22 protein-coding genes and 4 tRNA genes are annotated in these 24,318 nt (G+C 66.9%); 6 read left to right on the forward strand and 20 right to left on the reverse strand.

Going from position 1 to position 24,318, the window contains the following annotated elements; genetic code table 11:
- Window positions 1-167: 167 nt before the first annotated feature.
- From Tther_RS08425 to Tther_RS08470, 10 genes are all read right to left on the reverse strand, one after another.
- Window positions 168-243: transfer RNA gene (locus Tther_RS08425), tRNA-Gly, on the reverse strand.
- Window positions 244-273: 30 nt separating this feature from the next.
- Window positions 274-347: transfer RNA gene (locus Tther_RS08430), tRNA-Cys, on the reverse strand.
- A gap of 75 nt (window positions 348-422) precedes the next feature.
- A tRNA-Gly gene (locus tag Tther_RS08435) sits at window positions 423-498 on the reverse strand.
- A gap of 104 nt (window positions 499-602) precedes the next feature.
- On the reverse strand, window positions 603-3,023 hold the full coding sequence (gene lon / locus Tther_RS08440; RefSeq protein ID WP_143902853.1) for an endopeptidase La: 2,421 nt from the start codon (window positions 3,021-3,023) through the stop codon (window positions 603-605).
- Window positions 3,024-3,105: 82 nt separating this feature from the next.
- Window positions 3,106-4,371 (reverse strand): ATP-dependent Clp protease ATP-binding subunit ClpX, encoded by a 1,266-nt coding sequence (gene clpX / locus Tther_RS08445; protein ID WP_143902855.1) that lies wholly within the window; start codon window positions 4,369-4,371, stop codon window positions 3,106-3,108.
- A gap of 40 nt (window positions 4,372-4,411) precedes the next feature.
- Window positions 4,412-5,020, reverse strand: coding sequence for an ATP-dependent Clp endopeptidase proteolytic subunit ClpP (gene clpP, locus Tther_RS08450; RefSeq protein ID WP_143902857.1), 609 nt, complete (start codon window positions 5,018-5,020; stop codon window positions 4,412-4,414).
- Between the two features lie 154 nt (window positions 5,021-5,174).
- Window positions 5,175-6,485 carry a trigger factor gene (gene tig, locus Tther_RS08455; protein ID WP_143902859.1) on the reverse strand — a complete coding sequence of 437 codons (1,311 nt, stop codon included), beginning with the start codon at window positions 6,483-6,485 and terminating at the stop codon, window positions 5,175-5,177.
- 210 nt (window positions 6,486-6,695) lie between these two features.
- Complete coding sequence (locus Tther_RS08460) at window positions 6,696-7,955, reverse strand: SLC13 family permease (RefSeq protein WP_221934009.1); 1,260 nt, start codon at window positions 7,953-7,955, stop codon at window positions 6,696-6,698.
- Window positions 7,956-7,993: 38 nt separating this feature from the next.
- Window positions 7,994-8,080: transfer RNA gene (locus Tther_RS08465), tRNA-Leu, on the reverse strand.
- Window positions 8,081-8,133: 53 nt separating this feature from the next.
- Window positions 8,134-9,174: a GGDEF domain-containing protein gene (locus Tther_RS08470; RefSeq protein ID WP_143902862.1), complete on the reverse strand. Its 1,041-nt coding sequence runs from the start codon at window positions 9,172-9,174 to the stop codon at window positions 8,134-8,136.
- A gap of 160 nt (window positions 9,175-9,334) precedes the next feature.
- Between Tther_RS08470 and hpnC the strand changes: the two genes are divergently transcribed.
- From hpnC to hpnE, 3 genes are read left to right on the forward strand one after another with little or no spacing between them, the layout of a single operon-like run.
- Entirely contained in the window at window positions 9,335-10,243 is a 909-nt protein-coding gene (gene hpnC, locus Tther_RS08475) for a squalene synthase HpnC (protein WP_143902864.1), read from the forward strand.
- Window positions 10,240-11,124 (forward strand): presqualene diphosphate synthase HpnD, encoded by an 885-nt coding sequence (hpnD, locus tag Tther_RS08480; RefSeq protein ID WP_143902866.1) that lies wholly within the window; start codon window positions 10,240-10,242, stop codon window positions 11,122-11,124. Before hpnC ends, hpnD begins: the two co-directional genes overlap by 4 nt.
- 2 nt (window positions 11,125-11,126) lie before the next feature.
- Complete coding sequence (hpnE, locus tag Tther_RS08485) at window positions 11,127-12,512, forward strand: hydroxysqualene dehydroxylase HpnE (protein WP_221934010.1); 1,386 nt, start codon at window positions 11,127-11,129, stop codon at window positions 12,510-12,512.
- Here hpnE and Tther_RS08490 read toward each other — a convergent pair.
- On the reverse strand, window positions 12,490-13,146 hold the full coding sequence (locus Tther_RS08490; RefSeq protein ID WP_143902870.1) for a glutathione S-transferase family protein: 657 nt from the start codon (window positions 13,144-13,146) through the stop codon (window positions 12,490-12,492). The two genes, hpnE and Tther_RS08490, sit on opposite strands and share 23 nt — an antisense overlap.
- 106 nt (window positions 13,147-13,252) lie before the next feature.
- Window positions 13,253-14,023, reverse strand: a complete 771-nt coding sequence (locus tag Tther_RS08495; protein ID WP_143902872.1) for an HAD family hydrolase — start codon at window positions 14,021-14,023, stop codon at window positions 13,253-13,255.
- 18 nt (window positions 14,024-14,041) lie between these two features.
- On the opposite strand from Tther_RS08495, the gene hemH reads away from it, so the two are divergent.
- Window positions 14,042-15,133 (forward strand): ferrochelatase, encoded by a 1,092-nt coding sequence (gene hemH / locus Tther_RS08500; RefSeq protein WP_143902874.1) that lies wholly within the window; start codon window positions 14,042-14,044, stop codon window positions 15,131-15,133.
- Window positions 15,134-15,182: 49 nt separating this feature from the next.
- Here hemH and Tther_RS08505 read toward each other — a convergent pair whose 3' ends face one another.
- The 7 genes from Tther_RS08505 to Tther_RS08535 form a co-directional block, all read right to left on the reverse strand.
- Entirely contained in the window at window positions 15,183-16,055 is an 873-nt protein-coding gene (locus tag Tther_RS08505) for an alpha/beta fold hydrolase (RefSeq protein ID WP_246098970.1), read from the reverse strand.
- The gene (locus Tther_RS08510) at window positions 16,052-17,143 is read right to left on the reverse strand and encodes a branched-chain amino acid ABC transporter permease (protein WP_143902876.1); all 1,092 of its coding nucleotides are present in this window, start codon (window positions 17,141-17,143) and stop codon (window positions 16,052-16,054) included. The genes Tther_RS08505 and Tther_RS08510 overlap by 4 nt, the downstream gene beginning before the upstream one ends.
- A 12-nt stretch (window positions 17,144-17,155) precedes the next feature.
- Window positions 17,156-18,115, reverse strand: a complete 960-nt coding sequence (locus Tther_RS08515; protein WP_143902906.1) for a branched-chain amino acid ABC transporter permease — start codon at window positions 18,113-18,115, stop codon at window positions 17,156-17,158.
- An 83-nt stretch (window positions 18,116-18,198) separates the two neighbouring features.
- Window positions 18,199-18,954 carry an ABC transporter ATP-binding protein gene (locus Tther_RS08520; RefSeq protein ID WP_143902878.1) on the reverse strand — a complete coding sequence of 252 codons (756 nt, stop codon included), beginning with the start codon at window positions 18,952-18,954 and terminating at the stop codon, window positions 18,199-18,201.
- Window positions 18,951-19,706: an ABC transporter ATP-binding protein gene (locus tag Tther_RS08525; RefSeq protein ID WP_143902880.1), complete on the reverse strand. Its 756-nt coding sequence runs from the start codon at window positions 19,704-19,706 to the stop codon at window positions 18,951-18,953. Before Tther_RS08525 ends, Tther_RS08520 begins: the two co-directional genes overlap by 4 nt.
- 14 nt (window positions 19,707-19,720) lie before the next feature.
- Window positions 19,721-20,908, reverse strand: coding sequence for a substrate-binding domain-containing protein (locus tag Tther_RS08530; protein ID WP_425472815.1), 1,188 nt, complete (start codon window positions 20,906-20,908; stop codon window positions 19,721-19,723).
- A 195-nt stretch (window positions 20,909-21,103) separates the two neighbouring features.
- Window positions 21,104-22,600 (reverse strand): sigma-54 interaction domain-containing protein, encoded by a 1,497-nt coding sequence (locus Tther_RS08535; RefSeq protein WP_221934011.1) that lies wholly within the window; start codon window positions 22,598-22,600, stop codon window positions 21,104-21,106.
- Between the two features lie 115 nt (window positions 22,601-22,715).
- Between Tther_RS08535 and Tther_RS08540 the strand changes: the two genes are divergently transcribed.
- Together Tther_RS08540 and Tther_RS08545 are read left to right on the forward strand one after the other, a co-directional pair.
- On the forward strand, window positions 22,716-23,183 hold the full coding sequence (locus Tther_RS08540) for an RNA-binding S4 domain-containing protein (RefSeq protein WP_425472816.1): 468 nt from the start codon (window positions 22,716-22,718) through the stop codon (window positions 23,181-23,183).
- A gap of 27 nt (window positions 23,184-23,210) precedes the next feature.
- Window positions 23,211-23,798, forward strand: a complete 588-nt coding sequence (locus Tther_RS08545; RefSeq protein WP_143902884.1) for a peroxidase-related enzyme — start codon at window positions 23,211-23,213, stop codon at window positions 23,796-23,798.
- A 70-nt stretch (window positions 23,799-23,868) separates the two neighbouring features.
- Here the strand turns inward: Tther_RS08545 and Tther_RS08550 are convergent, their stop codons facing one another.
- Window positions 23,869-24,297, reverse strand: a complete 429-nt coding sequence (locus Tther_RS08550; RefSeq protein WP_143902886.1) for an acyl-CoA thioesterase — start codon at window positions 24,295-24,297, stop codon at window positions 23,869-23,871.
- Window positions 24,298-24,318: the final 21 nt, after the last annotated feature.

Raw genomic sequence — 24,318 nt, forward strand, 5'->3', positions numbered from 1 at the left:
CGCAGCTTCGCTCCACGCTTCCTCCCCACAATCGGTCACCCTCTTGCAGTTGCGCTTCGCTTCGTTCGCTGTGATCAACTTACGGGAGGACTTTCACCTCCAAGAGTGCGCCCGTGCCGGGCGCACACAAAAAACGGGCAAGTCTTGCGACTTGCCCGCTGCGTGTTTGGAGCGGGAAACGAGTCTCGAACTCGCGACCTCAACCTTGGCAAGGTTGCGCTCTACCAACTGAGCTATTCCCGCCTATGCGGCAAGTTGCCTTGCCGCGCTGACTGGAGGCGCGGGCCGGAGTCGAACCGACCTACTCGGATTTGCAATCCGGTGCATAACCGCTTTGCTACCGCGCCTTGTCTGGTTCCACCCGACAACCGCCGGCGAATGGTACCTAAGGCTTGCGCCCTGGGTACCACCCCCTGGAATTCTGGAGCGGGAAACGAGTCTCGAACTCGCGACCTCAACCTTGGCAAGGTTGCGCTCTACCAACTGAGCTATTCCCGCAGGGTTTCAGAGGTTTGCAACGTTTCCGTCGCATCGTCTGAAGCCATTATTTTACACCAAAAAATGGCGGGCTTTCGCGAGGTGCTGCCCGCCACCTGCAGCCGTCAGTGTTTGACCGCCGGCGGGGCTTGCGTCGCCGCCACGGCGGGCTCGACCACCGGCACCTCCTCCGGCAGGGGCTCGGGCAGGCGCTCCAGCGCCAGCTCCAGCACGCGGTCGATCCACTTGACCGGCACGATCTCCAGTCCCTGTTTGACGTTGTCCGGGATCTCGGCGAGGTCCTTGACGTTTTCCTCGGGGATGATGACCGTGCGCACGCCACCGCGCAGCGCCGCCAGCAGCTTTTCCTTGAGACCGCCGATGGCGGTCACCTCACCGCGCAGCGTGATCTCGCCGGTCATGGCCACATCGGCGCGCACCGGGATGCCGGTCAGCGCCGACACCATGGCCGTGGTCATGGCAATACCGGCGCTCGGCCCGTCCTTGGGCGTGGCGCCATCGGGCACGTGGATGTGGATGTCCTTCTTCTCGAACAGGTCGTCGGCAATCCCCAAGCGCCGCGCACGGCTGCGCACCACGGTGCGCGCCGCCTCGACCGACTCCTTCATCACATCGCCCAGCGAGCCGGTGCGAATGACATTGCCCTTGCCTGGCATGAGCGCGGCTTCGATGGTCAGCAGGTCGCCGCCGACTTCGGTCCACGCCAACCCCACGACCTGCCCCACCTGGTTTTGCTGCTCGGCACGGCCATAGGTGTATTTGCGCACGCCCAAAAATTCGGCCAGGTTGTCCGGTGTGACCACCACGGGCTTGGTCATCTTGCCCAGCAGCAGCCCTTTGACCACCTTGCGGCAGATGCGCGAGATTTCGCGCTCCAGCGCGCGCACGCCTGCCTCGCGCGTGTAGTAGCGCACGATGTCGCGCACGGCAGCCTCGGTCACCTCGAGCTCGTCGTCCTTGACGCCGTTGTTGGCGCGCTGCTTGGGCAGCAGGTAGCGCAGCGCGATGGCGACCTTTTCGTCCTCGGTGTAGCCCGACAGCCGGATCACCTCCATGCGGTCGAGCAGCGCCGGCGGGATGTTGAGCGAGTTGGAGGTCGCCACGAACATCACGTCCGACAGGTCGAAGTCCAACTCGACGTAGTGGTCCTGGAAGGTGTGGTTTTGCTCGGGATCGAGCACTTCCAGCAGCGCCGAAGCGGGATCGCCCCGGAAGTCCATGCCCAGCTTGTCGATTTCATCGAGCAGGAACAACGGGTTGCGCACCCCGACCTTGGTCAGGTTTTGCAACACCTTGCCGGGCAGCGCGCCGATGTAGGTGCGGCGGTGGCCCCGGATTTCGGCCTCGTCGCGCATGCCACCCAGTGCCATGCGCACGTATTTGCGGCCGGTGGCCTTGGCGATGGACTGGCCGAGCGAGGTTTTGCCCACTCCCGGCGGGCCGACCAGGCACAAAATGGGCGCCTTGACCTTGTCGACGCGCTGCTGCACGGCTAGGTACTCCAGGATGCGCTCCTTGACCTTCTCCAGCCCGTGGTGGTCGGCGTTGAGCACCTCTTCGGCGTAGGCCAAATCGTGGCGCACCTTGGTCTTCTTGCTCCACGGCAGGTTGACCAGCACGTCGATGTAGTTGCGCACCACGGTGGCTTCGGCCGACATGGGCGACATCAGGCGCAGCTTCTTGAGCTCGCTTTCGGCCTTTTTGCGCGCCTCCTTGGGCATGCGCGCGGCCTTGATTTTCTTTTCCAGCTCCTCGAGGTCGGCGCCCTCTTCGCCTTCGCCCAGCTCCTTTTGGATCGCCTTGACCTGCTCGTTGAGGTAGAACTCGCGCTGGTTCTTCTCCATCTGCCGCTTGACGCGGCCGCGGATGCGCCGATCGACGTTGAGGATTTCGACCTCGGCTTCCAGCTGCGCAAACAGGTTTTCCAGCCGGGCCACGAGCTGCTCCAGGTCGAGCACGCTTTGCTTGGCCTCGAGCTTGAGCGGCAAATGCGCCGCGATGGTGTCGGCCAGCCGCCCCGGATCGTCGATGCTGGCGATCGAGGTCAGGATCTCGGCCGGGATCTTCTTGTTGAGCTTGACGTACTGGTCGAACTGCTGCATGACGGCGCGGCGCAGCGCCTCGACCTCGGTGGGGTCGGCGTCGCGCCGCTCGGCCTCGGCGTCCACCGGCATGACGTTGGCGGAAAAATGCGTCTCGCCATCGTCCACCTGCAGCACCTTGGCGCGCTGCACGCCTTCGACCAGCACCTTGACCGTGCCGTCGGGCAGTTTGAGCATTTGCAGGATGCTGGCCACGCAGCCCATCTCGAACAGGTCGTTGGGCTGGGGCTCGTCCTTGGCGGCGGTCTTTTGCGCCACCAACACGATGCGCCGCTCGTGGGCCATGGCCGCTTCGAGCGCCTTGATGCTCTTGGGCCGGCCCACGAACAGCGGGATGACCATGTGCGGGAACACGACCACGTCGCGCAGCGGCAGCAGCGGCAGCTCGACGGGCTGAGGGGGAAGCGGGGGCTGTCCGGACATTGGGGTTTCCTTTCTCACACTCAGGTGGGGGCAGCGCCGCCGGACTTCAAGCGCGCCGCCCCGGGTGGGCGGCCAGGCGCGCTCAGGCCTGCTTGGCCGCCTCGCGGTAGACGAGCAAGGGCGCTTTGCCCTCGGTGATGGTGCTCTCTTCCACGACCACGCGCTCGACATCGCGCAGGCTGGGCAGCTCGAACATGGTGTCCATCAGCGCCTGCTCCAGGATCGAGCGCAGTCCGCGCGCGCCGGTTTTGCGCTGCAACGCCTTGCGCGCGATCGCCCGCAGCGCGGCCGGACGCACTTCCAACTCGACCCCTTCCATGGCAAACAGTTCGGCAAACTGCTTGACCACCGCGTTTTTGGGCACGGTCAGAATGTCCACCAGCGCGTCTTCGGTCAGCTCGGCCAGGGCCGTGACCACCGGCAAGCGCCCCACCAGCTCCGGAATCAGGCCATAGCGCACCAAGTCATCGGGTTCGACCCGCGCAAACAACTCGGTCACAGGGCGCTCACGCTTGCTGCGCACCGCCGCGCCAAAGCCGATGCCCGACGCCTCGGTGCGTTGCTCGATGATTTTTTCCAGCCCGGCGAAGGCGCCGCCGCAAATGAACAGGATGTTGGTCGTGTCCACCTGCAGCATGTCCTGGTTGGGGTGCTTGCGCCCCCCCTGCGGCGGCACGCTCGCCACCGTGCCTTCGATGAGCTTGAGCAGCGCCTGCTGCACCCCTTCGCCGGATACGTCGCGCGTGATCGAGGGGTTTTCCGACTTGCGGGTGATCTTGTCGATCTCGTCGATGTAGACGATGCCGCGCTGCGCCTTTTGCACGTCGTAGTCGCAGGTTTGCAGCAGCTTGGCGATGATGTTTTCGACGTCCTCGCCGACGTAGCCGGCTTCGGTCAGCGTGGTGGCGTCGGCCATCACGAACGGCACGTCGAGCTTGCGCGCCAGCGTGGAGGCCAGCAGGGTTTTACCCGACCCGGTGGGCCCGATGAGCAGGATGTTGCTCTTGGCCAGCTCGACCCCGCTTTTGCGCACCGCCTCGTTGTGGCGCAGCCGCTTGTAGTGGTTGTAGACCGCCACCGCCAGGGTTTTCTTGGCGGTTTCCTGGCCGATCACGTACTGGTCCAGGTGCTCCTTGAGCTGCGCCGGCGTGGGCAGCGCGTCCGCTTGGCTGCCGCCACCGAGCTCGGATGCGGGCAGTTCATCGCGGATGATGTCGTTGCACAGGTCGATGCACTCGTCGCAGATGAACACCGAGGGGCCTGCGATGAGTTTTTTCACCTCGTGCTGGCTCTTGCCGCAAAACGAGCAGTACAGGGTTTTGTCGCGGCTGCCTTTTTTGTCGGCCATGGGGTGTTGCGCCTAGGGTATCAGAACGTAGGGGCGCCGATCAGGCGCGCTTGTCGATGACTTTGTCCACCAGCCCGTACTCGGCCGCCTCGGCCGCGGACATGAAGTAGTCGCGCTCGGTGTCGCGCTCGATCTTCTCCAGCGGCTGGCCGGTGCGCTCGCTCAGAATGCGGTTGAGGTCGGCACGCAGACGCAGGATCTCGCGCGCATGGATTTCGATGTCGGTGGCCTGCCCCTGCGCGCCACCCAGCGGCTGGTGGATCATGACGCGCGAATTGGGCAGGGCAAAGCGCTTGCCCTTGGCGCCTGCGGCCAGCAGGAACGCGCCCATGCTGGCGGCCATGCCCACGCACAGGGTGGAGACGTCGGGCTTGATGAAGTTCATCGTGTCGAAGATCGCCATGCCGGCGCTGACCGAGCCGCCCGGCGAGTTGATGTAGAACGAGATGTCCTTGTCGGGGTTCTCGCTCTCCAAAAACAACAACTGCGCGACCACGAGGTTGGCCGACTGGTCCGTGACCGGGCCGACCAGGAACACGACCCGCTCCTTGAGCAGGCGCGAGTAGATGTCGTAGGCCCGCTCGCCCCGTCCCGATTGTTCGATGACCATGGGGATCAGGCCGAGGTTTTGTGCGTCCAGTGCGCTCATGCGTCGTCAGCTCCGAAATCGTTGGTGTGATGCAAAGCTTACTGTAACCGTTTGGCGGCGGTTGCGACGGCGCCCCAGCAAAAAGGGCGGACCGCGTCCGCCCTTCGCTCGCGTGGGGCTGCGCGGTCGTCTGCAGCGACCGCGCACGCCGCCATCAGCCCTGGCCCATCAGCTCGGCAAACGCGATGGTCTTGGGCGTGACCTTGGCCTTGCCAAAGATGAAGTCGGCCACGTTGTTTTCGAGCACGATGGCCTCGATCTCCGACAGGCGCTCGGGGTTGGACTTGTACCAGCGCACGACTTCCTCCGGGTATTCGTAGGAGGCCGCCAGCTCGCGCAGATGGGCGTCGATCTGCTCCTCGGTGGCGCGCAGATCGTTGGCCTTGATCAGCTCGGCCACGACCAGGCCCAGGCGTACGCGGCGCTCGGCCTGCGCCTGGAACAGCTCGCGCGGAATCGGCGCCTTGTCCGCGTCCTTGATGCCGCGCTGCTTGAGGTCCTGACGCGCGCCCTCGACAAGGCGGTCGATCTCGGCCTCGATGGCCGCCTTGGGAAGGTCGAGCTCGGCGACCGACGCCAGCGCCTCCAGGGCCGCGGTTTTGTTGCGCGCCTGCAGGCGGAACTTGACCTCGCGCTCCAAGTTGCGGCGGATGTCCTCGCGCAGGGCCTCGAGCGTGCCGGCTTCGATGCCCAGCGACTTGACGAACGCCTCATCGACCTCGGGCAGGTGCTGCTGCTCGATCTTCTTGAGCGTGACCAGGAAATCCGCCGTCTTGCCGGCGACTTCCTTGCCGTGGTAATCCTCGGGGAAGGCCAGCGGGAAGGTCTTGGACTCGCCCACCTTCATGCCCAGCACGGCGTCTTCGAACTCCTTGAGCATCTGGCCATCGCCCAGCACGAAGCTGAAGTCGTCGGCCTTGCCGCCCTGGAACGGCTCGCCGTCGATCTTGCCTTCGAAGTCGATGGTGACGCGGTCGCCGTTTTGGGCGGCTTCCCCCTCGGCACGCGGCGTGAACGTGCGGCGCTGCTTGCGCAGGATCTCGATGGTGCGCTCGATGGCGGCCTCGTCCACCTCGGCGTGGAGCTTGTCCAGTTCGACCGCCGACAGGTCACCGATCTTGACCTCCGGGAACACCTCGAACACCGCCTCGAAGGCCACCACGCCCTCGGGGGCGCCGTCCTTCTCGGTGATGCGCGGCTGCCCGGCCACGCGCAACTGGGCCTCGGCCACCGCGGCGTTGAAGGCCTGACCGACCTGGTCGTTCATGACCTCGTACTGCACCGAGTAGCCGTAGCGCTGCGCGACGACCGACAGCGGCACCTTGCCCGGCCGGAAGCCGTCGAGCTTGACCTGGCGCTGCAGACGCTTGAGGCGCGCATCGACCTCTTTCTGGATCGCCTCGAGCGGCAACTCGAGCGTGATCTTGCGCTCGAGCTTGTCCAGGGTTTCGACATTGACTGCCATGAAATGCTCCTGAGTATCGTAGACGGACCTGCCCGCAGGACAAATCCAGGAATGTTCGGCTCCGGCTGGCCGCGACCGACGGCGCCACCGCGCTGGTATGGCCCACCCAGCCGCGCCAGGCGGGGCAAACCTTGGATTGTAACCAAGCCCTACCGCCGCCCAAACGGCCGTGGCGCCCTGTCTTTGGCAGGCGCGAAGGCGCGTTGGCGGCTACCGCCCGGCGCCAGCCGCCAACGCCTGCCAGCCCCACCACGTCAACAGGCTCAGCACGGTGGCTGGCACACCAATGGCGGCGTGGCGGCGCCAGTCGATGACGATGCCGTCGCGCGCCGCCTGGTCGGCCACGATCAGGTTGGCGATCGACCCCACGAGCAGCAGGTTGCCGGCGTAGGTGCTCACCAGCGCCAGCGTCACCGCCTGGGTGTGGTCGCTCAGGTGCGGCAGGAGCAGCATCACCGCCGGCACGTTGGAGACGAGGTTGGACAGCGTCACCCCCGCCACGGCCAGCACCAGCGGATCGGCCAACGTCACGCCCTGCTGCGCCAGCGCCGCGACGGCCTGCGCGGCCAAACCCGTTGCCTCAAAGCCGTGGTTGACGATGAACAGGCCGACGAAGAGCAGGATCAAGGGCCAGTCGACCAAGCCCATGACCTGCGACGAGTGCAGCCGCCGGCTCAGCAGCAGGACGCCCGCGGCCACGAGCGCGGCGACCTCGCGCGGCCAATCGGTCAACAAAAACACCGCCAGCAGCCCACCGGCGGCAAGCAGCCCTTTGGTGGACTGCCAGGCGTCGAACGCCGGGGCATCCAGGTCGCTCAGGTGCGGGGGTGCCGCTGACGATCCCGTGCACCCGCGCACCTGCCACGCCATCCAGGCCCACAGCGCCGCCAGCGCCAGCACCACCGGTGGCAGCGCCGCCTGCAGATACGCGCCAAATGGCACCCCCATGACCGAGCCCACCAGCATGTTTTGCGGATTGCCGATCAGCGTGGCCGCCGAGCCGATGTTGGCGGCGCACGCCAGCGCAACCAGCCACGGCACCGGGTCCCAGCCGCGCTGGCGCACGATGCGCGCGACCACCGGCGTGGCCGCCAGGCACACCACGTCGTTGGAAAAGACCGCCGACAGCAGCGCAACCACCCCCAGCAACGCCCCCATGAGGACCGTGGCGGGCAGCGGCCAGCCGCCCACGGCGCGCGTGACGGCGGTGTAAAAACCGCCCAGACGCATCTGCGCCGACACCAGCATGAAGGCAAACAACAGCACGATGGTGGGCAAATCGATGGCCGCGGCGGCCTGCGCCACGGACCAGCCGTTGACCGCGATCATGGCAATCGCCCCGAGCACCGCCACCCCCGTGCGGTCCAGCCGCAAGCGCGGCAGCCCACCCAAAAACATGCCCAGGTAGACGACGGCAAAGACGATCACCGTACCAAGACGGTGCCATTCGAGGGCGCTCCAGTCCATCATGGGGCAGTGGTCAAGCGGACCGGATCGGGCGACCCGGCTGGTGCGCGGGGGGGGACTCGAACCCCCACGCCATCGCTGGCGTCAGGACCTAAACCTGGTGCGTCTACCAATTTCGCCACCCGCGCGCCGGCGTGGGCGACGCCCACACGGCAAGGGCGCGATTGTAGCGGCAAGCACGTCAAAACAGCTCGATGTCGCCGTCGGAGCCGCGTTGCGGCGTCGGCTCGCCAAGCTGAACGTGGGTCTCGTAGCAGCGCACCGTGTTGCGCCCCTCGGCCTTGGCCAGGTACACCGCGCGGTCGGCGCGCTCGAAGGCGTCGGAGGGCGTGTCGTGCTCGCGCACCGCGGTGTAGCCAACGCTGACCGTGATACGCCCGACCTGCGGAAACGGGTACTGCTCGACATTGCGCCGCAGCCGCTCGAAGACGCCGGCCGCCGCCGCGCTGTCGGCGGCGCGCACCAGCACCACGAACTCCTCGCCGCCGAAGCGGTAGAGGCGATCGTCGTGCCGGAACGTGCTGCGCAGGATGCGCGCCATCAGCAGCAGCACCTCGTCGCCGATGAGGTGGCCAAAGCGGTCGTTGACGGACTTGAAGTGGTCGACATCGACCACGCCCAGCCAGTGCTGCGCCGCCTCCTGTCCTTGGCGCTGGCCACCATCGGCATCCGGCAGCACCGGCGTGCGCCGCGTGATTTTGTAGAAGGTATCGTCGAACGACTTGCGGTTGAGCAAGCCGGTCAGCGTGTCGCGCTCGCTCGATTCGAGCAGGTTGATGAAGTTCTCGAAAATGCGCGCCACGCCCTCGACCACGCGCACCGCGTGCACATCGGGTGCGCGCTCGAGCACCGCTTCGATGAGCAGCCGCCGGTCGGACTCCGTGATCAGCGGCACGAGCACCCGGTGCATGGCACCGTCGGCCACCACGCGCGTCTGGCGCGCCAGCCATGCCTGCACCCGCACCGGATCGTCATCAACGCGCGGCAAATCGCTCAGCGACACCCACGGCGGCGACGATTGCGGCACCGTCATGCCCCGCTCGAGCCGCGCGCGTGTGAGCAGCCGCTCACCAGCGTCCTCCGGCACGGCTTCCCAGAGCACGACGCAGCGGGCGTCCAGCAGCGGCAGCAGCACCTCCACCAGGGTGGCGTCCATGCTGTCGCGATCGCGCCCGCGCGTCAAACGCGCGAGTTGCTCCAAGTGCTCCAGGACCTGACCCATGGACTCCCGATCGTGTTGTTGGTGTTGTAGCGGGCGGTGCGCGGCGTGGGGTGCCAGCACGCTTTCCTATGGCCATGCATCATAGCGCAGGGCCCCGCGCCACGGACTGGGATAAACCAGCACCGCCGCCGCAGGCGCGGGGCTGTGGCAACATCGCACCATGTCGCTGGCCCGCCGCGTCGATCACTACGAAAACTTTCCCGTCGCCTCGATCGTGTGTCCCGGGCGGTGGCGCCCGGCTGTCGTGGCGCTGTACCACTTTGCGCGCACCGCGGACGACCTGGCCGACGAGGGTGACACGGCTGCCGAGGCGCGGCTGGCGGCGCTGGCCGCCCTGCGCCACGCGGTGCAGGATCTGTGGCACGCGCGCGGCGAGCCCGACACCGTGCCCGCGGCCTGGCGGCCCATGCTCGCGGCCTTGGACGCCGCGCGGCGTGCGCACGACCTGCCGCTATCCCCCTTGGAGGCCCTGCTGGACGCTTTTGAGCAGGATGTGCGCTGGAGCGCCGCGGGCCGGCGCTACCGCGACGAAGCCGAGCTGCTGGACTACTGCGCGCGCTCGGCCAACCCGATCGGCCGTTTGCTGCTGCACTTGGCCGGTGTGCGCGACGCGCAAGCCCTGCGGGAAAGTGACGCCATCTGCACGGCGCTGCAACTGATCAACTTGTGGCAAGACCTCGGGCAGGATCTGGCCCGCGGGCGCTGCTACGTAACCGATGCGGCACGCCGTCGGCATGGCTTGGCGCTCGAGGCCGACCTGCGCACGGTCCCGGAGTCGGCGCTGGCGCCGCTGGTGCTCGAAGGCTGCCAGCTCGCCCGCCAGCACCTGCAACAAGGCTGGGCCTTGCCGGGCCGCCTGGGCGCGCGCCTGGGCTGGGAGCTGCGGCTGACCCTGCAGGGCGGGCTGCGCGTGCTCGAGCGCATCGAGGCGCTGCACGGCCACACCCGCACGCACCGCCCCCGCCTGGGCGGGCGCGACGCCCTCGTGATCCTGGGGCGGGCGCTGCGCCACCGCGCGGCGCGCGTGCCCGCCACCACGCCGATGCGCGCCACCAAGGTGCCCCAATGACCCCGACCACGGCCCTGGCACAAGCGCAAGCCTATGCGCAGGAGCGCGCCGCCGCCTCGGGCAGCAGCTTTTATTACGCTTTTTTGTTCCTGCCGCCGCAACGCCGCGCGGCGATCACGGCGTTTTACGCCTTTTGCCGCGAAATCGACGATGTCGTGGACGAGGTGCGCGACCCGGGCGTGGCGCACGCCAAGCTGGACTGGTGGCGCCAACAGGTCGTGCGCACCTTTGGCGGTCAGGTGCCGCCGGAGCATCCGGCCCTCATCGCCCTGCAGCCGCACATCGGGCCATTCGGTTTGAGCGCCGAGCCGCTGCTGCACATCATCGACGGCTGCGCCATGGACCTGCAGCAAAGCCGCTACCTGGACTTTGCCGGCCTGCAGCGCTACTGCCACCTGGTCGCGGGGGTGGTGGGCGAGGTGGCCGCGCGCATTTTTGGCCAGACGCAGGCGCAAACCACCGCCTACGCCCACCGGCTGGGCCTGGCGTTTCAGCTCACCAACATCATCCGCGACGTGGGGGAGGATGCGTTGCGCGGGCGCATCTATCTGCCCATCGACGAGCTGCAGCGCTTTGACGTCAGGGCGCACGAGCTGCTCAAGCGCGGCGTGGGCGCGGGCCCCGACTTTGGGCACCGCTTCGCGGCGCTGATGCGCTTTCAAATCGAGCGCGCACTGGCCATTTACGATGAGGCGATTGCCCTGCTGCCGGCAGCCGATCGGCGCACCCAAAAGCCCGGGCTGATGATGGCAAGCATCTACCGCACGCTGCTGCGCGAAATCGCGCCCGACCCGGCACTAGTGCTGACGCGGCGCGTGGGCCTGACGCCCCTGCGCAAGTTCTGGCTGGCCTGGAAGGTCCAGGCCCTGGGTCGGCTGTGACGGTGGCGTCGCGCCGCACGCTGCTCGTGGTGGGCGGTGGCTGGGCTGGGCTGGCGGCCGCCGTATCGGCCTGCGACGCCGGCTGGGAGGTGACGGTGATCGAGGCCGCGCGTCACTGGGGCGGGCGGGCGCGCCGGCTGTGCGTGACCGACCGCAACGCAACGCCTTGGACGCTGGACAACGGCCAGCACATCCTCATCGGGGCCTACACGGCCACGCTGCGTTTGCTGCAACGGCTGGGGGTGGACCTGGGGGGCACGCTGCAGCGGCTGCCACTGGCCCTGCCCTACCCGGACGGCGACGGCCTGGCCCTGCCACGCTGGGCGCAGCGGCTGCCAGCGCGGCTGATGCCGCTGGCGCTGGCGGCGGGGTTGCTGACGGTACCCGGGTGGCGCGTGCGCGACCGGCTGGCTGCCCTGCGCGTGGCGGCCCGCTGGCAGCGCGCCGGCTTTGCCTGCGCGCCACAGGCCACCGTCGCCGACCTGTGCGCGGGGCTGCCCGCGCGTGTGGTGGCGGACTGGATCGAGCCGCTGTGCGTGGCGGCCTTGAACACCCCGGTCACCACGGCCAGCGGCGCGGTGTTCCTGCGCGTGCTGCGCGACGCGCTGCGCGGGGCAGCCATGCCGCCGTATGCACCCAGCGACCTGCTGGTGCCGCGGGTGGACCTGGGCCGGCTGTTGCCCGATGCGGCGGTGGCCATGCTGCAGCGCAGCGGTGCGCGGCTGCTCACCGGCGCCCGTGCCGTGGCGCTGGAGCGGGCGGCCGGGGACGGCTGGCGGGTGGGACTGGCGGATGGGCAAACGCTGGGCGCCGACGCGGTGGTGCTGGCCACGCCAGCGCAGGTGTCGGCGCGTCTGCTGCAAACGCTGCCACCGGCCGCCGACGACGAGCACGTGCGCGCCTGGATCGAGTGCGCGCGTGGTTTGGAGCCGATGGCCATCGCCACCGTGTACCTGGTGCCGCCGTCCACGTGGCGTTGGTCGGGCCCTGGCCCCCTGCTCGCCCTGCGCGCCCACCCCGTGTGGGCACCTGCGGAGTTCGTATTCCGCCGTGAAACGGACGCCGGCACCTGCTTGGCCTTCGTCGTCAGCGCGCCCGACCCGGCGCTGGCCGCCGACCGGCAGGCGCTGACCGCTGCGGTGCGCGCCCAGGCCGCCAAGCAGTTGCGGCTGCAGGGGGCTCAGGTGCTGCAAACCGTGCTGGAAAAGCGCGCCACCTTTGCCTGCACGCCGGCCCTGCGCCGCCCGCCGCAGGCCATCGCCCCCGGTCTGGTGGCCGCGGGCGACGCCATCGACGGCCCCTATCCCGCCACGCTGGAAGGCGCCGTGCGCAGTGGTGTGGCGGCGGTGGCGGCCCTGGAGCCGCTCAGCGGCGCGCCGCTTCTTTGAGCGCGAGGTAGGCCGGGCGCGCGTGGCAGCGCTGCAACCAGTCGTGCACGCGCGGAAACGCCTGCATCAGGTCATGCGACGGGCGCGCCCAGTTGGCCACACAGGCCACGCACACATCGGCCACCGTAAAGCGCGCCGCTGCCAGATAGGCATGCCCCTGTGCGGCCCGCGCGGCCAGGTGGTCCTCCAGCACGCGCAACGGGACGCGCAAGCGCTGCTCGGCCGCCGCCAGCTTGTCGGGGTCACGCCGCTGCGGCGGCAGACCCAGCCGGTGCATCAGCACGCACAAGGCGTCCGCTTCGAGCTCGGTCACGGCCCAAAAGGCCCAGCGCAGCGCCTCGGCATCCTCGGCCGGGTTGGCCGGCGCGATGTCGTGCCCGTCGCCGCGACCGTGGTGGCGCGCCAGATACAGCGCGCAGGCCATCGACTCCCAGACCACCACGCGGCCCTCGGGGCGCTCATCGACCAGGACCGGAATGTGACCGTTGGGGTTGAGCGCCAAAAACTCGGTGGTGCGCGTCGCCCCGCCCTGGTACGGCGTGGGCACGTGCTCGAACGGCACGCCCAGCTCTTGCGCGGTCCACAGGGGCCGCACCGCCCGCGAGGCAAAAATGCCATGGATCGTCAATGCCATCGTGGTCCTTTCCGGGATTTTTGCCGGGGGTGGCCGTGGCCGCGCGCCGTCGCCCCCAGGGTGATGGCGCCATCATAGTCGGGGCCGCAGACGCCGCACGTCGCCTTCACGACGCCAACAAACGCTCGCACAGGGCCTGCAGATCCGGCACTTGCAGATGCGGCGCCTCGTGTCCCTGCGGCTGCACACCCTGCGTGTGCAGGGCACGCGCCAGATCGCCCCGTGGGGCAGGCGCCTGCAGGGCAAACGTCCAATCCAGACCGTGGCGGTTGACCCACGCCGTCTGCAACCCGGCGCGGCGCGCCGCCACCACGTCCAGCAGCGGGTCGTCGCCCACATGCAACACGTCCTGCGGCGCCACACCAGCGGCGTGCGCCGCCTGGTGGTAGATGCGCGGGTGGGGCTTGGCCACCCCGGCCTCGCGCGCGCTCACCTGCGCCACGAACCAGCGCCCCAGCCCCACGCGCTCGACATCGGCGTTGCCGTTGGTGACCGCAACCAGCCGCCAGCGGGATGCCAGCCGCTCCAGGGCCGGCAGCACGTCCGGGTAGAGCTCGACGCGCTGGCGCTCGGCGTAGAACACCTCGAACGCCGGGTCGGCCAATGCCGGATCGTCGCCACACGCCTGCAGGGCGACCCGAATCGCCTCGCGGCGCAAAAAACTCAGGTCGTGGTGGCGGTCGGGGTGGTCGCGCTGGACCCCGGCGCGCACCGCACGCGCCCAGTCGCGGTCGCACAACCGTGCCGCGGTGTTGGGGGCGTGCTGCACCAGCCACGACTGCAAGGTGGCCTCGGCGCGCTCGATGGTCGGGCGCATCGGCCACAAGGTGTCATCCAAATCCAGGGTCAAGGCGCCCACGCCTGCGCAAGCCTTCATGACGCGCAACAATAGCGCATGACGATGCGAGCCGAACCCCCTTACACCCATGGCCAAGCCGCCCGCACGGGTATCCTGTGGGTCAACCTGGGCACCCCAGCAGCGCCCACATCGTCGGCGCTGCGACGCTATTTGGCGCAGTTCCTGGGTGACCCGCGCGTGGTGGAACTGCCGCGCGCCCTGTGGTGGCCCATCTTGCACGGCATCATTCTGAACGTCCGGCCCGCCAAATCGGCGGCCAAATACGCCACCATTTGGACACCGGAAGGCTCACCCCTGAAAGTCTGGACCGAGCGGCAGGCGAAATACCTGCAGGGCATGCTGGGCGAGCGCGGCCACCACGTGATCGTGCGCTGGGCCATGCGCTATGGCGAGCCGTCGGTGGCGCGCGAGCTCGATGCCCTCAAGGCGGCGGGCTGCACCCGCATCCTGATCCTGCCGGCCTACCCCCAATACTGCGCCGCCACCACCGCCAGCGTCTTCGATGCGGTCTATGCCTGGGCGGGGCGTGCGCGCTGGGTGCCCGAGCTGCGTTTCGTCAACCACTACCACGATGACCCCGGCTACATCGGCGCGCTGGCGGCCCGCGTGCGGGCGCACTGGGCCCAGCACGGCCAGCCGCAACGGCTGGTGATGAGCTTTCACGGCATGCCCGCGCACACGCTGCAGCGTGGCGACCCCTACCACTGCGAATGCCACAAGACCGCGCGCTTGCTGGCCGAGGCGTTGGGCATCGAGGGTGAGCAGTACACGGTGACGTTCCAGTCCCGCTTTGGCAAAGCCAAGTGGCTCGAACCCTACACCGAGCCCACGCTGGTGCAGCTGGCGCGCCAGGGTGTGGAACGCGTGGACGTGATCTGCCCCGGCTTTACCGGCGATTGCATCGAAACCCTGGAGGAGATCGATCAGGAGGCGCGCGCCGCGTTTTTGGGCGCGGGCGGCCGCGCATTCCATTACATCCCCTGCCTCAACGACGACGCCGCCTGGCTGCGCGCCCTCACGGACATCGCCGAGCAGCACCTGGCCGGCTGGCCCACGCGCACCGCGCCCGACGCCGCCGCCGGCGCGGCCAGCCGCCAGCGTGCGTTGGCGCTGGGGGCTGCCCAATAGGCGCGATCAGGCGCCAGGCCACCAACGCACCAACGCTGTCACCGGGTGTTCACTGGCGCTCTTCGAGAAAACGCTGCACCAGACTCAGCTGCTCCGGCACATTCAGTGCTGGCGCGTGACCGCAGCCCGCCACCGTCACCACCACGGCGCGAGGGCCGCGGTCGCGCATGGCTTCGGCCGTCTCGGGCAGCAGCAAATCCGAATCCGCGCCGCGCAGGCAAAGCACCGGGATGTCCAGGCTGTCATACACCGGCCACAAGTCGTAGTCATGCGGGTGGTGAATGAATTGTTGCACCATCGCCGGGTCGTAGTGCGGCGTCACGCGGCCGTCGGGCAAGCGACGCACCGACGACTCGGTCAGGCGTCGCCACTGGACATCGGACAAATAGCCGTAGGGGTGATACACCGTTCGGAAATAGGCCTCGAGCTCAGAAACGGTATCGAACGCGGGTGGATTGCCGGCGTAGGCCCGAATGCGCTGCACCGCTGCCGGCGCCAAAGCGGGCCCAATGTCGTTGAGGACAAGGCGCCGAATGCGCCCGCGCAGCGGCCCCGCCGCACAGAGCATGCCCAGCGCCCCGCCCATCGAGGTGCCGACCCAGTGGACGCGATCGACGCCGAGTTGATCGAGCAACGACGTCGCCAGCCGGGCGTAAAACGCCAAGCAATACTCCGTCTGCGGCAGCGGGCTCCACTGGCTCAGGCCACGGCCAATCGTGTCCGGACAGAGCACACGATAGCGCGGGCTCAGCCAAGCGGCCAGGTCGTCCATGTCGCGGCCGGTACGCGCCAGCCCGTGCCACGCCACCACCACGGGTGCGCCCTCCGGCCCCCAATCCATGAAGTGGATTTCTCGCCCCTCGCACCTGAGGTAGCGTGAACGTGGCGCAGCCATGGCGGCGGATTCGGGTACAGCGCTCATGCCGAAGTCTCCGGATGGGGTCGGGAATGCGCCGCGCGCTCACGCAGCCAGCCGACGATGCCGTTGGGAAAGCGATAGACACACACCACGAACAACACGCCCAACCACAGCAACCAGCGATCCGGTGCCACGAGCTGCGACAGCACCGGCACGCCTTCGACGCCACCTGCGGCAAGCTTCATGAGGTCCTGGAGGTAGTTCTGCGCCAGCACGAACACCGCGCTGCCAATGACCGCACCGTAGAGGGTGCCCATGCCTCCAATGACGACGATCAGCAGGACGTCGAGCATGATTTCGAAGCTCAACGAGGTGTCCGGGCCGTTGTAGCGCAGCCAAACGGCCAGCATCACCCCGGCCAGCGTGGCAAACAGCGCGGACAACACGTTGCCCAGCGTGCGGTACACCACGGTGCGGTAGCCGATAGCCTCCGCGCGGAAGTCGTTTTCACGGATCGCTTGCAAAACCCGGCCAAAAGGCGAGTTGACGATGCGCAGCATCACCAACACCAACACAGCGGTGAGCACACACAAACCGTAGTAGGTGATGAGCCGCCCGTCGATGAGCACACCCAGCACCTCCTCCTCGAACGGTTCGAAGCTCGGACTCAAGACCTCTGGCAGGCGAAAGGTCAGTCCATCCTCGCCGCCGGTCCAGGCGGACAGCTGGGATGCCAAGGTCTGAAAAGCCGAGGCCACGGCCAGTGTCACCATGGCATAAAAAATGGCGCGCACACGCAGACTGAACAGACCGATAACCAGCGACAACAACAGCGACAGCAGCAGCGCCAGCACGACACCCGTGCCCAGCGCCGCCCAGCCCTCACCCATGCGGGTGGACGCAATCGCCACCCCGTAAGCACCGATGCCGAAGAACATGGTGTGAGCAAAACTCACGATGCCCGTGTAGCCCAACAGCAGGTCGTAGCTTGCGACCAGCACCACAAAGATCAGGATCTTGGCCGCAACATTGAGTGACTTGCTGCCGGGCAGCGCGAACGGCACCGCCAGCAGAGCCACCACGATGAGCACCAACGCCAGCGCCAACCAGCGACTGCGCGGCAGGTCATGGGAAAGCAGCCGGTGCAGCATGAACCCTCTCCTTTAGCGCGCCGTCACGGGGTACAGCCCATTGGGCCGCCACAGCAGGATGGCGACCATCAAGCCGATGTTCGAAAACAGCGCCACTTTCGGGGCCAGGAAGCCGGTGTAGTTGGCCATCAGCCCGACCAGCAGCGCGCCCACCAGGCACCCAAACGTGGACCCCAAGCCGCCGATGATGATGACGATGAACAGCAGCACATTGATCTGCGCGCCCATTTGCGGCGTGACCATCTGCTGATACAAGCCCCACATCACGCCACCCAGGCCAGCCAATGCCGAGCCGGCCACGAACACACCAACGAACAGGCGCCGCACGCGGTAGCCAAGACTCTCCACCATCTCGAGGTCCTGCACGCCAGCGCGGATGAGCAAACCGATCTTGGTGCGGTTGAGCAGGTAGAGCATGGCGATCAACACCGCCGCGCCAATCACCACCGCCAGCAAGCGATATTTCTCCACCGCGGCGTCCCCCAGCAGCAGCGCGCCGCGCAGGGCCTCGGGCAATGGCAGCGGTCTTTGCTCCGCGCCCCAGAGCACCTTGATCAGCTCCTCCCCGATGATCATGCCGCCCATGGTGATCAGAATCTGCTTGAGGTGCTGACCGTACACTGGCCGCACCACCACGCGCTCGAAGACATAGCCCACGGCCCCGGTGATCGCCATCGCCACCACCATGGCGACGACGACAGCCGCCAAGTTCGCCGTCAGCGACGCACTGCCCGTCCAGTCCGCCATGCCTGCCAGCACGGTGGCGGCAACAAACGCGCCCAAGGCGATAAACACCCCGTGGCCAAAGTTGAGCACGTCCATCAACCCGAAGACGAGCGTCAGCCCGGAAGCAATGATGAAAATGATCATGCCCATGGCCAGACCGGCGACGGTTAATGTCAGCCAGGTGGGCAGCGAACCCACCAACGGCAGCGCCACGAGCATCAAAGCACCCAGCAGCAGCGGCGGCATCCAGTCCAGCCGAGCCTTGGGCACGGCAGCGGCCTCGGTCGCCGGCAGGGGGGAGGCAATGGGGTTCACGTCAGTGATCTCCTTTAGCCATGGGCCGCCAGCGACAGGCCCAAGAGACGATGCTGCAGCGCCACATCCTCGACCAGTTCGGCCATGGCTCCACGGTGCACGACACGCCCGTCGTCCATCACCGCCACGGTATCGCCCAGCGCCTTGGCCATGGCGAAGTTCTGCTCGACCAGCAAGACCGTCGTCTGGGTACGCTTGAGCTCGCGCAGCGCACCGATCAGGTTTTGCACGATCGCCGGTGCCAGCCCCTTGCTGGGCTCATCGATCAGCAGCAGCTCGCGCGGCTCGACGATGGCGCGCGCCACCGACAGCATCTGCTTTTGCCCGCCCGAGAGCTTGCCGGCGGGGTAAAGCCAAAATTTACGCAGCGCGGGAAAAAGCGAAAAAATCCATTCCAGCCGCGCGGTGTCGATGTCGTCTGCCGTGCGCGCCGCCCGCGCCGCCAGCAGCAGGTTTTCCTTAACCGAAAGGTCGCCGAAAATGCCCATGTTCTCCGGCACGTAGGCGATACCGCGCCGCGCGATGTCGGGTGTGGACAGGGTGATACCCGCGCCACCGATCGGTTGCCCCGCGAACGTGATGCGGCCATCGCGCGCCGGCCACAGTCCCATGATGGTGCGCAACGTCGTTGTCTTGCCGGCCCCGTTGCGGCCCAACAACATGGTGACCTGCCCGCGTGGCACGGTCAGGTCCACACCGTGCAGGATGTGGTATTGGCCAATGTGCGTGTGCACGCCTTCCAGCGCCAGGACGGGGGCCGATTCGCTCATGGCTCCACCTCCACGTCCTGGCCCAGGTAGGCCCGCTGCACCACAGGCGACGCGATCACCGTGTCGGGCTCCCCATCGGCCACGAGCTGTCCGTTGTGCAGCACGACGATGCGGTCGGCCAGCTCCCGCACGACATCCATCTTGTGCTCCACCAGCAGGATGGTTTTCGTTTTGTCCGCCTTCAGCGCCCGAATCAGGTTCAGAATCACCGGCACATCGTCCACGCTCATACCCGCCGTGGGTTCATCGAACATGAACACCTGCGGCTCCAGCGCCATGAGGATGGCCACCTCCAGTTTGCGTTGGTCGCCATGTGGGAGTGCGGCAGCCGCAACGTGTTGCTTGTCTGCCAGCGCCACCGCCGCCAGGATTTCGCGCGCACGCACCAGCAGGTCGCGGCGATCGCTCCAGAGATGCCAGAGATTCAACCCTTCACCGGCACGCGCTTGCACCGCCAAACGAACGTTCTCGAGCACGGTTAGACGCGGAAACAGATTGGTGAGCTGAAAGGCCCGGCCCAACCCAGCGCGCGTGCGTTGTGCCGCCCCCCAAGGGGTCAAATCTTGACCGTTGAGTCGCACGCGCCCGGAGGTGGCGCGGATTTGTCCGGAAATCAGGTTGAAATACGTCGTCTTGCCAGCCCCGTTGGGGCCGACAATGGCGGTCAGCGTCCCCGGCGCAAAGGTGCAACTCACCCGATCGACTGCGACGTGCCCACCAAAGCGAACCGTCAGCCCCTCCGTCTGCAACATGGACACCCCCGCACTCAGCGTTTGTTGCGGATGGGGACTTGCATTTCTTCCGGCTTGATTTCGCGCACCAGCTCGGGCACCCCCCACGGGAACGCAGGATCCACTTTGATGCGGAAGTGGTACATCGACTGCATGGCCTGATGGTCCTCCGGGCGAAACACCATCTCACCCTTGGGGGTCTGAAACCGCATGCCCTCCATTGCCTTGATCAGTTTGTTGGTATTGGTATCGCCCTGGGTCTTTTTGAGCGCCTCGACGATGGCAATCGCCGCACTCATGCCGCCCGCCGTGAAAAAATCCGGCGGCGACTTGAACTGCTTGTAGTGATTGGCCACCAGCCACTCATTCACCGGATTTTTGGGAATGCCAAAGTAGTAGTACGTCGCGCCCTCCATACCCGGAAAATTTTTGTAGGCGGCCATCGCCGGCAAGATATTGCCACCTGTTGCGATTTCGATACCGTGCCGCTTCAGGTCGAGATCGGCGATCTTGAACGGATTGCCGGCACCAGCCCAAATGATGAAGATGATTTTGCGACCCGGCTTGTCCTTGAGCGCGTCGATCAATCGCTGCGCGCCAGCCGTAAAGTCGGTGGTGTTGGTCGGCAGGTACTCCTCGTGAACGATCTTCGCCTTCTTGAGCGCCTGTTTGAACGCCGCCACACCGTCGCGCCCAAAGGCGTAGTCTTGCGCCAGCGTCGCGATCACGGTGCCTTCTTTGTCGAGGGCCACGGCGTTGGCGATCGCATCCTGCGAACTGTTGCGGCCCGTGCGGAAAATGTATTTGTTCCATTTCTCGCCGGTGATGGAGTCGGCGACTGCGGGCTCCACCAATAGGATCTTCTTGTTCTCCTCGGCCACCGGCAGCATGGCAAGCGCCACACCCGACGAAGTCGGCCCAACCGCTATGTCGGCTTTATCGTCCGCGTAGGCGGCTGCCAACAAACTTTTGCCTACATCGGGCTTGCCCTGGTCGTCTTTCTCAATGACGACGATCTTTTTGCCCGCCACGGTCATGGTGCCGCCGGTGGCATAGTCCAACCCCATCATGAGGCCGGTCTGGGTCTGCTTGCCGTAGGCCTCCAGTGGCCCCGTCTTGCTGTAAACGTGCGCGATGCGGATTTCTTTGTCGGACTGTGCCTGGGCCAAAGCGGCGCCACATGCCAAAGCGCATATCGCCAGATGGCGAATCATCGGAATCATGTTCTGTCTCCTCTGTTGCCCTGTGTGAGGGGATGGTGCGACGCCCGCGCGTCGGCTGAACATCATTTGCACATTCCGTGCCAAGCGTGGTCTCCCCCATAACGGGGCAACAACACGCCACTTGGACCGGCTTGTGTCCTAATGTCAGACAGTGGGCGGCCAAGGACTGTCTATTCGCTAGACACTGTCCAATTTTCAGTCACGCCACGCGGACAACTTGGCATACAACGTTGCCCGGGAAATGCCCAACAACCGCGCGGCGGCCACACGGTTTCCGCCACAACGTTGCAGCGCCGCCTCGATGGCCTCGCGCTCGACCCGCGCGATGCGTTGGGGCAGCGGCTCGAACACGTCGTCTTGCGGCGCTGCCGACTTGGCGTCCGTCTGCGACACGGCTGGTGCCGCCATGTCGTACCCGGTGTCATGCCCATCCGCAAGCGACGCCCTCTCCTGCAACGGGGCGCCCGCGGCCGCCAGCACGGACGCCACCTGCGGTGCGTCCACGCGCGGATCGTCACAGCGCAGAGCGATTTGTTCCAGCGCATTGCGCAGTTCGCGCACATTGCCCCGCCAGGGCTGCTGCGTCAAAAAGGCCAGCGCGGCCGGTGTGAGCTCGAGCGGCTCGGTGCCACTGCGCAGCGCGATGTCTTCGCAGAGCATGTCCACCAACAAGGGGATATCGGCGCGGCGTTCGCGCAGGGGCGGAACGCGAATGGGCAGCACGTTGAGCCGGTAATACAAGTCTTCACGAAAACGCCCTTGGGCCACCAGTTGCGCCAGATCGCGCGACGTCGCGGCAATCACGCGCACATCGATGGGCACCACACGGTTGGAGCCCAACGGTTCAATTTCCCCCTCCTGCAGCACCCGCAGCAGCTTGGCTTGCACCGACAGTGGTGTATCGCCAACCTCGTCCAAGAAGAGGGTCCCACCATCGGCAAGCTTGAATTTGCCATCACGCCCTTTGCGGTCGGCACCGGTATATGCCCCGGGCGCGACGCCGAAAAACTCGGCTTCGAGCAGCGTCTCCGGAACAGCGGCAATGTTGACCCCGACAAAGGCCCGCCCAGACCGGGCAGAGGCCGCGTGGATGGCGTGGGCGAGCAGTTCTTTGCCCGTGCCGGTTTCGCCAAGCAGCAAGACGGGCGAGGAGGTCTGTGCCGCCCGCCGCGCCTGGCGTTTGACCTCGAGTGCCGCAGGGCTGCGGCCCACAAAGCTCGCAAAGGTGTACTTGCTGCGCCGCTGCCGCGCCAATTCGCGGCGGGCCTCATCCAAATCCTGCTGCAGGCGGGCAAACTTGGCGATCAGGGGCTGCAGCGTCGTCTCCGGGTGATCGAACAACACGATGCCCAGCGCCCCGATGACCACCCCATCCGCATCGCGCAGCGGGATGCGGCTGACGACGAAGGTGCCCGCACGATTGCTCAGCACATCCACCAAAATGGGCTGGCCGGTTTCGAGCACACGGTGCATCTGTGTGTTGGGCACAACCGCCGACACGGGCTGACCAACGAAATCCGACTCACGCTCAAACCCCAGCGCTGGCAGAAAGCGCCGGTATTGATCGTTGATCCAGACCACACGCGCCTGCCGATCGACAAGCATCATGCCCTGGCTGGCGTTGGCAAACAGCTCAAACATCGAGCGCGCTGCCAGCTCCAAAATGCTGCGGGCATCGCTCGGCAGATCCATGGATCGGGTGGGCGCAACCATGACGTTGACATGGTAACGCCTGGTCTGCTTCACACGTCAAGGGCACTGCACGCGGCGACGGCATAACCACCCCCAGGTCGTTACCATAGACACCATGCGCGCACGTGTCCCCGCCAACATGGACCCCGAACCCGATCGCCTGCGGCTCGACAAATGGCTGTGGGCGGCGCGCTTCGTCAAAACGCGCGCCCTGGCTGCCGAGCTGATCGCGCGCGGACGCGTCACCGTCAACGGCGCCGTCGCCAAGGCCAGCCGCGAGCCGCGTGTGGGCGATGTGATCGAACTGCGCCTCGACGGTGGGCCACCCCGCACGGTGCTCGTGCGCGCGCTCAGCCGGGTGCGTGGTCCGGCACCTCGGGCGGCGCTGTTGTACGAAGAAACCCCCGAATCGATCGCGGCGCGCCAGCGCCACGCCGAGCAGCGGCGCCTGGCACCGGAGCCCGCGGCGGGCTACACCCAGGGCCGCCCGACCAAGCGCGACCGGCGCGAGCTGCAACGCTGGCACGAGCGCGGCAGCCGCCCCGACTGGAATGCGCGCTGGAGCGCATCCCTGGACGACTGAATCCCCCATGACGCAAGGAGACCCCCCGTGTCCACCCGCTACCCCCTGCCCGAGCTGGCCGATCTGCCCGAAGACATACGCCAGCGCATTCTGGACGTGCAAGCCAAGGCCGGCTTCGTGCCCAATGTGTTTTTGATGTTCGCGCGCCGTCCGGCCGAGTGGCGCGCGTTTTTTGCCTACCACGACGCGCTGATGATGCCCGAGACCGTGGGCCGCGCCTCGAACCTGACCAAGGGCGAGCGCGAGATGATCGTCGTGGCCACCAGCGCCGCCAACCAGTGCCTGTACTGCGTGGTCGCACACGGCGCCATCCTGCGCATTTACGAAAAAAAGCCGCTGGTGGCCGATCAGGTGGCCGTCAACTACCGCAAGGCCGACATCAGCCCGCGCCAGCGCGCCATCCTGGACTTTGCGATGAAGGTCTGCCAGCGCTCGCACGAGGTGGACGACGCCGACTTTGCCGCCCTGCACGCCCACGGGCTGGACGACGAGGACATCTGGGACATCGCCGCCATCACAGCGTTTTTTGGGTTGTCCAACCGCATGGCGTCGTTTAGTGGCATGACGCCCAACCCCGAGTTCTACTTGTTGGGCCGGCTGCCCAAGGTCAAGTAAGCGCCGCACAGCGCCCGGGCAGCCCCGGCGGCCCCGAGCGGTGGGCCGGGCGCCTGCGCCAGCCGCAGCGTCATCCGCCGCTGGTGAGCCGCTCGCGCAGCGCCTGCGGCAGTGGCAGCGAGCGCTGCGCCGGGAAGTCCACCCACACCACAGTGGCGCCGCCGTTGGCGTAGACGGTGTCACCGCCATCGGTGCGCAGCATCTCATGAAACATGTCGAAGGAGCGCTGCCCCAGCGCCCCCACGTAGCTGCGCACGATCACCTCGCCCGGGTATTCGAGCTGGCGCAAAAAGTTGCAAAACGCGTTGACGATCACCGGCCCCTGGCCCTGGGGATTGGCGGGCATGCCCCACTCGCCCATCCATTGCAGGCGGGCCGTTTCCATGTAGCGAAAGTAGATCGTGTTGTTGACGTGCCCCATGGCATCCATGTCGCCCCAGCGGATCGGGATCGTCATGGTGTGCACAAGGCGCTTGTCGGCTGGCAATTCGAGGCGCATCCCGTAGCATCCTGTCGGTGA

It is taken from the genome of Tepidimonas thermarum (assembly GCF_007556705.1).
In the GTDB taxonomy this organism is placed as follows: Bacteria; Pseudomonadota; Gammaproteobacteria; order Burkholderiales; family Burkholderiaceae_C; genus Tepidimonas; species Tepidimonas thermarum.

Coding starts and splice junctions, on each gene's coding strand:
- lon (WP_143902853.1), bottom strand. CDS start 3,023: ATGTCCGGACAGCCCCCGCTTCCCCCTCAGCCCGTCGAGCTGCCGCTG.
- clpX (WP_143902855.1), bottom strand. CDS start 4,371: ATGGCCGACAAAAAAGGCAGCCGCGACAAAACCCTGTACTGCTCGTTT.
- clpP (WP_143902857.1), bottom strand. CDS start 5,020: ATGAGCGCACTGGACGCACAAAACCTCGGCCTGATCCCCATGGTCATC.
- tig (WP_143902859.1), bottom strand. CDS start 6,485: ATGGCAGTCAATGTCGAAACCCTGGACAAGCTCGAGCGCAAGATCACG.
- Tther_RS08460 (WP_221934009.1), bottom strand. CDS start 7,955: ATGATGGACTGGAGCGCCCTCGAATGGCACCGTCTTGGTACGGTGATC.
- Tther_RS08470 (WP_143902862.1), bottom strand. CDS start 9,174: ATGGGTCAGGTCCTGGAGCACTTGGAGCAACTCGCGCGTTTGACGCGC.
- hpnC (WP_143902864.1), top strand. CDS start 9,335: ATGTCGCTGGCCCGCCGCGTCGATCACTACGAAAACTTTCCCGTCGCC.
- hpnD (WP_143902866.1), top strand. CDS start 10,240: ATGACCCCGACCACGGCCCTGGCACAAGCGCAAGCCTATGCGCAGGAG.
- Tther_RS08490 (WP_143902870.1), bottom strand. CDS start 13,146: ATGGCATTGACGATCCATGGCATTTTTGCCTCGCGGGCGGTGCGGCCC.
- Tther_RS08495 (WP_143902872.1), bottom strand. CDS start 14,023: ATGAAGGCTTGCGCAGGCGTGGGCGCCTTGACCCTGGATTTGGATGAC.
- hemH (WP_143902874.1), top strand. CDS start 14,042: ATGACGATGCGAGCCGAACCCCCTTACACCCATGGCCAAGCCGCCCGC.
- Tther_RS08505 (WP_246098970.1), bottom strand. CDS start 16,055: ATGAGCGCTGTACCCGAATCCGCCGCCATGGCTGCGCCACGTTCACGC.
- Tther_RS08510 (WP_143902876.1), bottom strand. CDS start 17,143: ATGCTGCACCGGCTGCTTTCCCATGACCTGCCGCGCAGTCGCTGGTTG.
- Tther_RS08515 (WP_143902906.1), bottom strand. CDS start 18,115: ATGCCGCCGCTGCTGCTGGGTGCTTTGATGCTCGTGGCGCTGCCGTTG.
- Tther_RS08520 (WP_143902878.1), bottom strand. CDS start 18,954: ATGAGCGAATCGGCCCCCGTCCTGGCGCTGGAAGGCGTGCACACGCAC.
- Tther_RS08525 (WP_143902880.1), bottom strand. CDS start 19,706: ATGTTGCAGACGGAGGGGCTGACGGTTCGCTTTGGTGGGCACGTCGCA.
- Tther_RS08530 (WP_425472815.1), bottom strand. CDS start 20,908: ATGATTCCGATGATTCGCCATCTGGCGATATGCGCTTTGGCATGTGGC.
- Tther_RS08535 (WP_221934011.1), bottom strand. CDS start 22,600: ATGGATCTGCCGAGCGATGCCCGCAGCATTTTGGAGCTGGCAGCGCGC.
- Tther_RS08540 (WP_425472816.1), top strand. CDS start 22,716: ATGCGCGCACGTGTCCCCGCCAACATGGACCCCGAACCCGATCGCCTG.
- Tther_RS08550 (WP_143902886.1), bottom strand. CDS start 24,297: ATGCGCCTCGAATTGCCAGCCGACAAGCGCCTTGTGCACACCATGACG.